Below are 13,690 nucleotides of genomic sequence, written 5' to 3'. Positions count from 1 at the left end.
CTAGATTAACCGAAAGCTGTTGTCGTAGACGCAATCAGGAAGGCTGCATAAGTAACAATGTAGCCGACTGTGAAGTGAGCCAAGCCAACCAAACGAGCTTGAACGATGGAGAGAGCCACAGGCTTGTCTTTCCACTGAACCAAACTTGCAAGAGGTGTGCGTTGGTGCGCCCATACTAGGGTTTCGATCAACTCTTGCCAGTAACCACGCCAAGAGATCAAGAACATGAATCCAGTTGCCCAGACAAGGTGTCCGAAGAGGAACATCCAAGCCCAAACAGAGATATTGTTCATGCCATAAGGGTTGTAGCCATTGATCAACTGAGCGGAGTTGAGCCATAGGTAGTCACGGAGCCAGCCCATGATGGTGACAGAGGATTCGTTGAACTGAGCAACGTTACCTTGCCATACACCTAGGTGTTTCCAATGCCAGTAGAAGGTTGTCCAACCAATGGTGTTCAACATCCAGAACATAGCGAGGTAGAAGGAATCCCATGCAGAGATATCGCAAGTACCGCCACGACCAGGACCGTCGCAAGGGAAGCTGTAGCCGAAGTCTTTCTTGTCTGGCATGAGCTTAGATCCACGAGCATCCAACGCGCCCTTAACCAAGATCAAGGTGGTGGTGTGTAGACCTAGAGCGATCGCATGGTGAACCAAGAAGTCGCCAGGTCCAATGGTGAGGAACAAGGAGTTATCACCAGCATTGATACCAGCCAACCAACCAGGCAACCAAACGTTACCGCTGTTGGGGTAAGCCGTAGAAGCTACGCTGTTTGCGTTAGAGAGGAGAACATCGAATCCGTAGAGAGCTTTACCATGAGCAGCTTGAATCCATTGTGCGAATACAGGCTCGATCAAGATTTGCTTTTCAGGAGTACCGAAAGCTTGCATTACGTCGTTGTGAACGTAGATGCCGAGGGTGTGGAAACCTAAGAAGAGAGATACCCAGCTTAAGTGAGAGATGATTGCTTCTTTATGCTCAAGCATACGTGCAAGCACGTTGTTCTTGTTAGCTTCAGGATCGTAGTCACGAACGAAGAAGATCGCACCGTGAGCAAACGCACCAACCATCAAGAAACCAGCAATATATTGGTGATGAGTATATAGAGCAGCTTGAGTGGTGAAGTCCTTCGCGATGAACGCATAGGAAGGCATGGAGTACATGTGCTGAGCAACCAAGGAAGTTACAACACCCAAACAAGCCAAGTGCCAACCAAGTTGGAAGTGAAGCGAGTTGTTGTAGGTGTCATAGATACCCTTGTGACCTTCGCCGATCATACCGCCGAAAGGAGTACCCTTAGGAGGATTGTGAGCTTCCATGATTGTCTTCATGCTGTGACCAATACCAAAGTTGGTACGGTACATGTGACCAGCGATGATGAACAAAACAGCGATCGCCAAATGGTGATGGGCAATGTCAGTCAACCAAAGAGCTTCTGTTTGAGGATGGAAACCACCCAAGAAGGTCAAGATTGCTGTACCTGCACCTTGAGCTGTTCCGAACACATGACCTGCGGTATCAGGATTCTGAGCATATACACCCCAGTTACCAGTAAAGAAAGGTGCAAGACCTGCTGGATGAGGAGGTACGCTCAAGAAGTTTTCCCAACCCACATGAACACCACGGGCTTCAGGAATAGCTACGTGTACCAAGTGACCAGTCCATGCCAAGGAGCTAACACCGAACAAACCAGCCAAGTGGTGGTTTAGACGGGATTCAGCATTCTTGAACCAAGAAAGGCTAGGACGGAAACTAGGCTGAAGGTGTAGCCAACCAGCAAATAGCAAGAGAGCTGAAAGAATCAACAGCCAAATTGCGCCGCCGAATAGTTCTTGGTTGCTACGCATACCAATGGTGTACCACCACTGATAAACGCCAGAGAGAGCGATATTTACAGGACCAGCAGCGTCGGTTTGTGTAAATGCTTCAACTGCTGCCTTACCGAAGTGAGGATCCCAAATCGCATGGGCGATTGGGCGAGTAGTGAGAGGATTCTTGATCCATTGCTCGAAGTTACCCTGCCACGCTACGTGAAACAGGTTGCCAGATGTCCACAGGAAGATGATTGCCAAGTGTCCGAAGTGAGAAGCAAAAATCTTTTGGTAAAGACTTTCTTCGGTGACACCATCATGACTTTCAAAGTCGTTCGCTGTGGCGATCGCATACCAGATCCGACGGGTTGAAGGATCCTGTGCGAGAGCCTGGCTAAACTTAGGAAATTTCGTTGCCATTTTTACTTCAATTTCTCCGTTTAAATTTAAGCCAGTTTACCCAAGTGCACCGTAACGGGCTAGGAAGAACGCCCAAGTTGTGGCAATTCCACCTAATAGGTAGTGAGCTAGACCCACAGCACGACCTTGAGTAATGCTCAAAGCGCGAGGAGAGATAGCAGGAGCTACGTTGAGCTTATTGTGTGCCCATACGATTGACTCGATCAATTCTTGCCAGTAGCCACGACCACTGAACAGGAACATGAGGCTGAATGCCCAGATGAAGTGAGCGCCCAAGAAAATCAAACCGTAAGCTGACAATGCCGAGCCGTAGGATTGAATTACGTTAGAAGCTTGTGCCCACAAGAAGTCACGCAACCAACCATTGATGGTCAATGCGCTTTGTGCAAAGTTGCCACCTGCCATGTTGGTGACAGTGCCACTTGCATCGACAGTACCGAAGATATCGGACTGCATTTTCCAAGAGAAATGGAAGATAACAACGGAAATACAGTTGTACATCCAGAACAAGCCGAGGAATACGTGATCCCATGCCGAAACTTGACATGTACCGCCACGACCAGGACCGTCGCAAGGGAAGCGGAAACCGAGTTCTGCCTTATCTGGAATCAAGCGAGAGTTACGAGCGTAAAGAACACCCTTGAGGAGGATCAATACAGTAACGTGGATGGTAAATGCATGGATATGGTGTACCAAGAAGTCAGCAGTACCAAGAGCCATGTGCGCAGCAGCAACCTTACCGCCGACAACGATAGTGTCACCACCGAAGATGGGGCTAACACTAGCGCCTGCATAAGGAGCAGTTACACCAGCAGCAGCAGCATGGAAGCCTTGAATCCAGTTAGCGAAGACGGGCTTCAACTGAATTGCTGTGTCAGAGAACATATCTTGAGGACGACCCAATGCACGCATGGTGTCGTTGTGGATGTAAAGACCAAAGCTGTGGAAGCCAAGGAAAATACATACCCAGTTGAGATGGGAAATAATAGCGTCGCGGTGACGGATTACGCGATCAAGCAAGTTATTTACATTCTTAGCAGGATCGTAATCGCGAACCATGAAAATACCAGCGTGAGCTGCACCACCAGCAATCAAGAATCCACCAATCCACATGTGATGTGTGAATAGAGAGATTTGAGTAGCGTAGTCAGTGGCAATGTAGGGGTAAGCAGGCATTGCATACATGTGTTGTGCAACGATGATGCTCAAAGAACCCATCAAAGCTAAGTTCCAAGAAAGTTGAGCATGCCAAGAGGTTGTGAAGATTTCATACAATCCCTTGTGACCTTCACCAGTTAGAGGACCCTTGTGAGCTTCGAGGATTTCCTTCATGCTGTGACCGATACCCCAGTTGGTGCGGTACATATGTCCAGCGATGATGAAAAGTGTCGCGATCGCAAGGTGATGGTGAGCTTGGTCAGTCAACCACAAAGAACCAGTTTGAGGATTTAAACCACCCTTGAAAGTCAAGAAGTCTGCATAAGCGCCCCAGTTCAAAGTGAAGAAAGGAGTTACACCTTGAGCAAAGCTAGGGAAAATATCCGACATCAAGGAAGGATTAAGAATGAACTCATGGGGTGCAGGAATCTGACTAGCAGCTACGCCCTTGTCAAGGTAATAGTTGACAGGAATCGAAACGTGGATCTGATGTCCAGCCCAAGCGAGAGAACCTAAACCGAGCAAACCAGCCAAGTGGTGGTTCATCATCGATTCAGCATTCTTAAACCACTCAAGTTTAGGAGCTGACTTGTGGTAATGGAACCAACCAGCGAAGAACATCAAACCTGCCATCACCAAACCGCCAATTGCGGTGCAGAGGAGTTGATACTCCGTGGTGATACCAGATGCTCTCCAAAGGTGGAACAAACCAGAAGTGATTTGAATACCTTGGAAACCGCCACCAACATCACCGTTCAAGATATCTTGACCGAAAACGTTCCAGACCACTTGGGCACTGGGCTTGATGCTGACAGGATCAGACAACCAAGCGGTGTAGTTAGAGAATTTTGCTCCATGGTAGTACATACCACTGAGCCAAATGAAGACAATACCTAGATGCCCAAAATGAGCGGAGAAGATCTTACGGGCAGTATCTTCTTCGGTTGTGAAACTGTCAAAGTCATGCACATTGGCATGAAGATCCCAAATCCATGTTGTTGTCTTTGGTCCCTTCTTTAGGGTGCGGTCAAAGTGACCAGGTTGTCCCCACTTCTCAAAGGAAGTAGGTACTACGTCACGATCAACCGATACCTTTACCTCTGTGTCTGGCTTTTGAGGAGTCATTGTCATGTAAATTTTCCTCTCTCAGACTGTTAAGACAAAGTAGATTAAACGATTAGGCAAGCTCTCTCATAGTGCTGAATCTATGAATGAGATAAGTACTGCTGTACAAGAGTCGCTGTGCCACGATGAGGTAATTATAGGTTTAGGTTTGTGTCGCTCCAGAAAGTTTGTAACAATTGTTTAGAATGACTCTGATTATCTGCATCGTTTATCCTGTAATAAGTTGGGACGCTTAAGCTAAGCATATTTAGGGAATAAGTCCTCAAGGTTTCTTAACAAAACTTTATCTAGCTAATAAATAGCAGTACTTCGCGCCCCATTTGCCCCTCGATCTTGTAATTACTCTAAAATCTCAAGAATCTTCAAAACTGTTGAGGCTAAGATAGGCGTGCAAAGGTAGCCAGTGATTACTGGTGCTATGGAGGATGTTATGCCTAATGATTTGCCCAAAAGTTTTCTCGATCAATTGCGCGAAATGACTGTCGTTGTTGCGGATACTGGAGATATTCATGCAATCGAACAAGTTAAGCCCCAAGATGCAACTACAAACCCATCCTTGATTACAGCGGCGGCACAAATGCCCCAATATCAGGAAATTGTGGATGAGACCCTCATAGAAGCCAGAAAAGATTTGGGTAAAGATGCCCCACCATCTCAGGTGGTTTCCTTAGCCTTTGATCGCTTAGCGATCGCCTTTGGACTCAGAATCTTGAAAATTATCCCAGGTAGAGTTTCGACCGAAGTAGATGCCCGTTTGTCCTACAACACGGAAGCAACTATTAGCAAGGCACGTTACTTGATCAACCAATATGAAGACCACGGGATTTCCCGCGATCGCGTATTAATTAAAATTGCGGCGACATGGGAAGGGATCAAGGCAGCAGAGGTGTTAGAGCAGGAAGGCATTCATTGCAATTTGACTTTGCTATTTGGATTACACCAAGCGATCGCCTGTGCTGAGGCAGGAGTGAAATTAATTTCACCTTTTGTCGGACGCATTCTTGACTGGTACAAAAAAGATACAGGTCGTGACAGCTATCCTGCTAAAGAAGACCCAGGAGTATTGTCAGTTTCACGAATTTATAACTACTACAAGAAGTTTGGTTATAAAACTGAGATTATGGGTGCAAGCTTCCGCAATATGGATGAAATCGTCGAGCTAGCAGGTTGTGATCTCTTAACGATTTCACCTGCTTTACTAGATGAATTGCAACACACTCAGGGTGAGCTAGTCCGCAAACTTGATCCCCAAATTGCTGCTCATTCAGAAATTGCCAAAATCCCTATGGATAAGGCAACTTTTGATGCGATGCACGCTAGCGATCGTATGGCATCAGATAAACTTGATGAGGGGATTAAAGGATTTGCCAAGGCACTGGTGAGCTTAGAGGAGTTATTAAAAGATCGTCTAGCTAAACTTGAAGAACAAGTACTTACAGCAGTTTAAGTAGCTAGGCATAATTAAAAAATAGAGCTAAAACCTGTAGCGCACGCTGCGCGTGCGCTACAGGTTTTGGGGTTTTATATTTAATTGCGCCCAGCTACTTAGTATTTGAGAGCAAATCAGTAGATTTCTGCTTACTGATGCCCCATCGTCAGAGAGGATTGCTAAGCAATCCTCTGCACCTAAACTGCGATACTGCCATGTCATCCATAGATTCTATTTCTTCTAGCAAAAGCAGGGTTTATCAAGCACTTATAGAGCTGTTTGATCTGTTACTACGTGCCAAATATCCACTTATATATATAGTTACTGCTGAAGAGGAGCCAGTCGAAGAAATCTTAACAGAGATGGCTTTACAATCTAGCCCCAGTCGTCGCATTTTGTTTTGGGACATTGCACGAGGCTGGAGTGATAATAATGCGGATAAGGGATCGGTGATGGCGGCTTTGTCACGGATTGCCCAGAGAGATAAAGCTACTAAAGATGGGGATAACGTTTTATATGTATTGCGCGACTTACATCCAATCCTCAAATATCCCCACCACGATCGCAATATTTCGATTATTCGTGAGCTAAAAAATTTGGCGCGAGATCTCAAGCTCGACCGCCGTACTATTGCCCTTACTAGCCATGTATTAGAGATCCCACCCGAATTAACGGAAGAGATTACAGCGATTGATTTTCCTTTACCCGCGATCGCCGAAATTGAATATTTAATCAGGAAAAAAATTGCCCCCAACAAACTCAATTTATCGGATTTAGCTTTGGAGCAGTTAGTTAAAGCTTGTCAGGGTTTAAGTCGTACCCGCATTCAAAGGGTTTTAGCTAAGGCGATCGCCGAAAAAGAACAGGTTAATGACTCAGATATTGATGCAGTATTGGCAGAAAAGCAACAGGCGATTAGACAGACAGGCATTTTAGAATTCTTTACAGTGAATGAATCCCTAAAAAATGTAGGGGGGTTAGACAATCTCAAGCAATGGGTACGGATTCGCCGCGATGCCTTTACCGAGGAAGCTAAGCGCTATGGCATTCCCACACCTAAAGGCGTACTACTCGTTGGCATTCAAGGCACTGGTAAGTCACTATCGGCAAAAACAATCGCCAACGAATGGCGCTTGCCCCTATTACGGCTGGATATTGGGCGACTATTTGGCAGTTATGTTGGGGAGAGCGAAAGTCGGATGCGACAGATGATTCAACTCGCGGAAGCAACAGCACCCTGTGTTCTCTGGATTGATGAGATCGATAAAGCCTTTGGCAATACAAATATGGCGATCGATGGTGATTCTGGGGCAAGTCGGCGGGTATTTGGCTCACTAATTACATGGATGCAGGAAAAAACTGCACCTGTATTTATTGTGGCAACTGCCAACAATGTCAGAATCTTGCCCGCCGAACTTTTACGAAAGGGTCGGTTTGATGAAATCTTCTTTTTGAATTTACCGACTGAATCAGAACGCCAAGAAATTTTTAAAGTGCATTTACAAAAATTGCGCCCCAGTCGGTTACGTGATTTTGACCTAATGTTGCTAGCTCGTCACACCAAAAATTTTAGTGGGGCAGAGATCGAGCAAGTGATTATTGATGGCATTCATCGAGCCTTTGGACGTGGCAGCAGTGGCAACCGCGAAGACTTCACCACTGAAGATATCATTAGTGCCATTGAGGAAACAGTGCCACTAGCTGCGATCGCTTCTCAGCAAATCGAATCTCTCAAACAATGGGCGGCGGAGTCAGGTGCACGCACTGCCTCTAATGATGAGCAATTACTTCAAGAATTAAGAAAATTTGCAATTAACTTAGAATAAAGGGAGCGTAAAGCGCTCCTTTTACTTGAGATTTTATGTCCCACTTCACTACGATCGCCATCGAAATCAAAAATGGGGACTTGCTGAAACAAGCCTTAGAAGAGCTTGGCTATCCCGTCAAACAAAATACTTTAGTACGTGGATATCTAGGCAATACCACTAATGCCGAATATGTGATCCCCATGCCCAATGCCTATGATCTGGGTTTTCGGAAGATTGGAGATCGCTATGAATTAATTGCTGATATGTGGGGCGTGGTCATGAATGTGGAGGAGTTTTTAGGAGAACTAAATCAGCGATATGCAACTAAAACAGTTTTACAAAGTGCAACTCAACAGGGTTTTGCGATCGAGCAGCAAGAAGTATTAGAAGATGGCACGATCAGAATTGTGATTGGACGTTGGGCATAATCAAACAATAGCTTTTGTGGTGCTTTCTAAAATTTAGTCAGAATTACGGAATAGAGTTAAAACTGGGACGCAGGCTCCGATACATGAGGCGATCGCGCCAATACCTGAAAATATATGTGGGGCTTGCACATACTTGACGACTTCGTCGGTAGCGAGAGGCAAAGTTGCGAGCAGCACACACGACACACCTAAGCGAACTGCTAATTGATGAATCATGCTTAATACTTGAATTCTACTGTTTTTTAATCTATGGATATCTCACACTAGGTTGACTAGGGGGGATCGTCATCTATAAATAGGGTGATATATGGGCATAGAAACGTTGCATGAATGTCAAGTTCTGTTAAAAAGTGTATTTAAACTATATTTATGCTGATTTTATAATGGATTTCAAATGGATATTAACTAGCTCTGCGAAATACAACAGTCTTTTAATCCCACTTTCAACCCAAAAATAAATTGCCAATCCTTTAGCAAATCATTTATAAATTATTGATAATAGCCAAGCCCTTAAATTTGGGTTTGGCAAAGTAATAACCTTGAAATAGTTCTATCCCAAAAGATTGTAAAATCGTTAACTCTTCATAGGTTTCTACGCCTTCAGCAATAACCTTAATGTCTAATTCATTACATACTTGAACGATTCCTTTCACAATTGCTTGGCGGTTCTTACTATGGGAAATATCTCTGATTAAACCCATGTCTAACTTGACGAGATCAGTTTGAAAATCAGCTAACAAGTTAAGTCCTGAATAGCCTGCACCAAAATCATCGATCGCAGTCAAAAAGCCTGTATCTCGATAATATTGAATAATTTCACGCAGATGGACATGATCGGTTATTTTTTCACCTTCGGTAAATTCAAAGATGATCTGTTTTACAGGAAATCCAAAGGTTTCGGCGGCCTCAATCGTTGTGCGAATACATAATTCAGGACGATAAACTGCATTGGGTAAAAAATTAATACTAATGAAGGAATCAATATTCAGATCCGCGCCCAATTGCACTGCTTTGACACGGCAAGCCTGATCAAAACGATAGCGATTTTCATCATTGATGCGCCCTAAAATTTCTCCAGCAGGTTCTTCATTTGTACCTCTTACTAAGGCTTCTTGAGCAAAAATTTTTTTAGATGTAGTATTAACAATTGGTTGAAATGCCATTGTGAAGTCAAACCCCAACCCCGCCCCTTTTGTACATTCCCAACAGCCAATTGATTTATATTCTTGGTCGTCTTTCATTTCGATCTACCTAAATCGCCATAGTCTAGCTATTGCTTTAACAATCCAGAATTTTCCATACGATATTACATTCTTTCTCGATCTATGAATCAAAAGTCTATCTTTATTTCCTAAATCAGCATTGCCTTGGTTGAGGATAGCTTTGCTAGTTAGGCAAACTGCTTAGCATTCAGCGATCGCTAATTTAAGGTCATTGACAGAAACAACTATCAAAAAATCAATATTTTCTAACCTCAAAGCTGACACATAGACAGAATGCCCCCAAATAAATCTTTTGTCTAAATACAAGTATCAGGAAAACGAAGATAAAAAGCATGGCGCTTTCCAATCTTATAAGTTACAGACAAGGCGATTAAGTTCCTTTTTCATCTAGCTAGCCCCTATCCTACTAAATTTAAAAAACTTTACATCACTTTGTGCTTTATCAAAATTTATCTGTACTACACAAAATTTAAATAGGATTTATATCTTTGTAATTTTCTTCGTAAATCTCCCTTGCAAAGATAGTTTATGATCACCCAATCTTTATGATAAGAACTACTATATATTGGCGGACAAACTAGCACTAATAGCATTATAATAAATCGACAAGGGGCGGAATAAGATCATAGTAATTATCTAAAAAATACAAACAATTTAAACCTAATCTGGCTGAGGGAAAGCAAGATGTTAGTTGAGTTGAATAATGCATAAAGTTTAAGTTCTATAGTTAATGATAAGCAACCTAATCTTAACTTTCTTACAGAACTTTGAGCCTTGGCAAATCCCAGAAAAATGATTAAAAGTATCGTTTTGTAGTACTTTCAATCATTTTTCTATATTATTTTCCAGTCTAGTGATGTATTAGGTTTATTTCCCCACCAAAGGTGGGGAAATAAACCTATATCTCGATTGCTTGATATCATTTCAAACCTCAATAGGTTGTATCAAGGTTCTGAGTATCAAGGCATATGATATGGCGATCGCTAATAAGGAGAAGAGATCCTTGATGCTGGAATATTTCGCTTGCTCAGGGAATGGTTAGCAAATTTTTAGCCCCTTATTCCTAGCCTTGGAGAAGGGATGAGAGTTTCCCATAATCTGCATATCAAGTTATATAGCGTATACCAATCGAGTGAATTACAGGATTCGGCGAAGGCGAGGACACAATCCTCTGTAAATAGCTTGCTTGAAAAGCGCTATACCAATGATTCAAAGTAGATAGTGGCGACGGGGAGGGAACAACTTCTAGTTTGAAGGATGACTCAATGCCTTAATTTACAAACATAGTCGAAGGAGGGAATTTATGAATGCTAAAAATCTTAAATCTAAGAATAAACTTAATCAATCTAGTCGTACAGGATTTGTTTCTATCCCTTTACGATCGCTGATCGTGATACCCTTTGTTCTGCAAACATTTGTGGCAGTGGGGCTAACTGCTTGGCTATCGTTACGAAATGGAAGAGAAGCAGTAAATAATGTTGCCTCTCAACTACGGACTGAGGCAAGTAATAATATTGAGAACCAATTTAACCACTATTTTGAACAGTTGTATTCTCTTTTCGATCTTGTAGTTGCTGATCTCGCTAATGAGGATGGGTATTTTGATGATTTGTCTAGTTTAGATAAATACCTATTAAATTTGGTAAATATTGCACCAAGTGGACTCTGGCAGGTTGGAAAGCCCAATGGAGATTTTATCCTATATCAAAAATTAGAAGATGGTCAGAACATAGTTAAGATTCGCGATCAAACGACCATACCAAATCGGTTTGTCTATAAACTTAATCCTCAAGGGCAACGTACAGACTTAATTGCCAAAGAAAAATTTGATCCTCGCGATCGCCCTTGGTATAAACAGGCAATCAACAATACAAAAGCTAGTTGGACTCAGATCTTTTCCCTAGCACGTTCTCAAAAACCTGCATTGGGGTTGAGTTTGAGCCAAGCATTATATCGAAATGCTAATCAACAGGACTTGCTGGCGGTCATAAGTGTAACCTTGGATCTAGAAAATCTGACTCGTGTCATCAAAGATAAAGATCTCCAAATTACTCGAAATAGTGAAGTATTTGCGATTGAACGTGAAACAGAAGATTTACTTGCCAGTTCTAAGATCTCACAACCATTCATTATTAAAGGCAATAAAGCAATTAAAATCCAAGCTTTTCAAAGCCCAGATTATCTACTTCAATCTACAATTAAACATTTAACTAAATCCTCGCAAGGAGTTAGAGGGATTTCAGCGAGACAACAACTAGATTTTGATCTTGATGGCAAAAGACAGTTTGTGGAAGTATTCCCCATCAAAGATCAGCGTGGTATTGACTGGATTATTGTCTTAGTCGTACCTGAAGATGATTTTATGGAGACAATCAATAAAAATAACCCAAGTTGCTACCTATTCATTTAAGACTAAAGTTAAAATAAAAAATGCTAGATTTTTATATAAAAATAGCGTCATTTTGGACTTAGCGAGGCTGTTTTTAACTTGTTTTGAGCCGATTTTTAATAGGTAGCAACTTGGGTTAAAAATACTACTTTTACCATATTGCTTTGTCTGCTCACGTTATTGGCTACTATTGGCATTGGGTTCTTTAGTTCGCGTTTGATTGTTGCACCGATGAAAAAACTAACGATCGCGGCTAAAGCGATCGCCGAAGGTGACTTAGAGCAGGAAGTAAATACTCAGGGAATTTTAGAGGCGGAAGTTTTGGCCAACTCCTTTAATCAAATGTCATTACAACTCAAAGAATCCTTTGAGGTACTAGAGCAAAGAGTTGCGGATAGAACCATTGAATTAAGTCAGGCTAAAGAACTAGCTGATGCCGCCAATCAAGCCAAAAGTGAATTCTTGGCAAGTATGAGCCATGAGCTACGCACACCCCTCAATGGGATCTTGGGCTATACTCAAATTCTCAGTCGCTCGAAGGCGATCACCTCAAAAGAACGTCAAGGGATTAATATTATTCATCAATGTGGTTCTCATCTGTTAACCCTTATTAATGACATTTTAGATTTATCCAAAATAGAAGCGCGTAAGTTAGAAATCACTTCGCAGGCGATTCATTTGCAATCCTTTTTGCAAGGTGTCGTAGAGATATGTCGATTACGAGCAGAGAAAAAAGGGATTCAACTTATTGTTAACTTGGATGAAGATCTACCAGAGGGCATTTTTGTTGATGAGAAGTTGCTACGACAAGTGTTAATTAATTTAATCGGTAATGCCATTAAATTTACCGACCAAGGAAATGTCACCCTTAGCATCCAAAATTTAAGCTCTCAAAATATTCCAAATCAAATATCCTCAAGCTACGATCAATCTGCAATATCTACACAAGTATTGCTTCGTTTTCAAGTAGAAGATACGGGGATTGGCATTGATCATCAGTATAAAGAAAAAATCTTTGATGCTTTTGAACAGGTTGGCAACAAGAAACGCCATGTAGAAGGAACAGGCTTAGGTTTGGCAATCAGTCAAAGAATTATAGGTTTAATGGGAAGTCGCATTGAAGTTAGTAGCGAATTAGGACAAGGCAGTACTTTTAGCTTTGATATAGTTTGTGAAATAACTAGTAGTAGTGAACAGAAAGTATTGGCGGAGAATGGTAGACAAATAGTGGGATATGACGGTGAACCTCGACGTTTACTAGTTGTAGATGATCGTTGGGAAAATCGTTCGGTACTTGTTAATTTGTTAACAACCATCGGTTTTGAAGTTGATGAAGCGGGGAATGGGCAAGAGGCTTTAACTCAAATTAGGCAGCAGTCTTACGATCTGATCATTACAGATATCATTATGCCAGTTATGGATGGCTTTGAGCTTTTGACACAAATCCGTAATGACATGGCAATTAAGGATTTAGTTGTGATTGTATCCTCAGCATCGGTATCGGATGCAGAAAGACAAAAAACTGAAGAAATGGGCGGTACTGCTTTCTTGGCAAAGCCTATCGACGTTGACTATTTATTACAGTTAATCTCTCAATATTTACAACTGACATGGAAATATGAAGAAGTAAAAAAACTACCTAACTTTACAGAGAATCAAGCCAGTAATCTAGAGATAATTGCACCTTCATCTGAGGATTTGCGTATTCTCTTAGAGCTATCCCAAAAAGGAATGTTTCTGAGATTTACGCAACATTTAGAACTAATTAGCCAAAAGAGCGATCGCTATCAACCTTTTATCCAGAAATTAACCCAAATGGCAATGGAATTTGAAGGCGAATTAATTGAGAGTACTATTCTGAAATATCTTGAGATTAGCTAAGTCTAACATCAAGAC

The 13,690-nt window shown here is 42.2% G+C and carries 9 protein-coding genes; 5 read left to right on the top strand and 4 right to left on the bottom strand.

The features are described 5' to 3' along the window. Positions 1–5: 5 nt before the first annotated feature. Together psaB and psaA are read right to left on the bottom strand one after the other, a co-directional pair. Positions 6–2,234 carry a photosystem I core protein PsaB gene (psaB, locus tag NMG48_RS11740; RefSeq protein ID WP_271251740.1) on the bottom strand — a complete coding sequence of 743 codons (2,229 nt, stop codon included), beginning with the start codon at positions 2,232–2,234 and terminating at the stop codon, positions 6–8. A 36-nt stretch (positions 2,235–2,270) separates the two neighbouring features. After that, entirely contained in the window at positions 2,271–4,523 is a 2,253-nt protein-coding gene (gene psaA / locus NMG48_RS11735) for a photosystem I core protein PsaA (protein WP_271251739.1), read from the bottom strand. Positions 4,524–4,947: 424 nt separating this feature from the next. Here psaA and NMG48_RS11730 point away from each other — a divergent pair, with 424 nt between their 5' ends. The 3 genes from NMG48_RS11730 to NMG48_RS11720 all read left to right on the top strand — a co-directional run bounded on the left by NMG48_RS11730 (position 4,948) and on the right by NMG48_RS11720 (position 8,182). Beyond that, positions 4,948–5,964: a transaldolase gene (locus NMG48_RS11730; RefSeq protein ID WP_271251738.1), complete on the top strand. Its 1,017-nt coding sequence runs from the start codon at positions 4,948–4,950 to the stop codon at positions 5,962–5,964. Positions 5,965–6,161: 197 nt separating this feature from the next. Then, positions 6,162–7,772, top strand: coding sequence for an AAA family ATPase (locus NMG48_RS11725; RefSeq protein WP_271251737.1), 1,611 nt, complete (start codon positions 6,162–6,164; stop codon positions 7,770–7,772). A gap of 35 nt (positions 7,773–7,807) precedes the next feature. Next, a complete protein-coding gene (locus tag NMG48_RS11720) occupies positions 7,808–8,182 on the top strand; it encodes a DUF1257 domain-containing protein (RefSeq protein WP_271251736.1) in 375 nt (124 codons plus the stop codon). 33 nt (positions 8,183–8,215) lie between these two features. Here NMG48_RS11720 and NMG48_RS11715 read toward each other — a convergent pair whose 3' ends face one another. Together NMG48_RS11715 and NMG48_RS11710 are read right to left on the bottom strand one after the other, a co-directional pair. Then, positions 8,216–8,398 carry a hypothetical protein gene (locus tag NMG48_RS11715; protein ID WP_169363705.1) on the bottom strand — a complete coding sequence of 61 codons (183 nt, stop codon included), beginning with the start codon at positions 8,396–8,398 and terminating at the stop codon, positions 8,216–8,218. 266 nt (positions 8,399–8,664) lie between these two features. Next, the gene (locus NMG48_RS11710; RefSeq protein ID WP_271251735.1) at positions 8,665–9,423 is read right to left on the bottom strand and encodes an EAL domain-containing protein; all 759 of its coding nucleotides are present in this window, start codon (positions 9,421–9,423) and stop codon (positions 8,665–8,667) included. A gap of 1,285 nt (positions 9,424–10,708) precedes the next feature. Here NMG48_RS11710 and NMG48_RS11705 point away from each other — a divergent pair. After that, complete coding sequence (locus NMG48_RS11705) at positions 10,709–11,815, top strand: hypothetical protein (protein WP_271251734.1); 1,107 nt, start codon at positions 10,709–10,711, stop codon at positions 11,813–11,815. A 210-nt stretch (positions 11,816–12,025) separates the two neighbouring features. Beyond that, entirely contained in the window at positions 12,026–13,675 is a 1,650-nt protein-coding gene (locus NMG48_RS11700) for a response regulator (protein WP_271251733.1), read from the top strand. Positions 13,676–13,690 lie beyond the last annotated feature (15 nt).

This window comes from Pseudanabaena sp. Chao 1811 (genome assembly GCF_027942295.1).
Taxonomy (GTDB): domain Bacteria; phylum Cyanobacteriota; class Cyanobacteriia; order Pseudanabaenales; family Pseudanabaenaceae; genus Pseudanabaena.
Note: the sequence above shows the minus strand (reverse complement) of the source record. Positions and strands in the feature narration are given on the sequence as shown.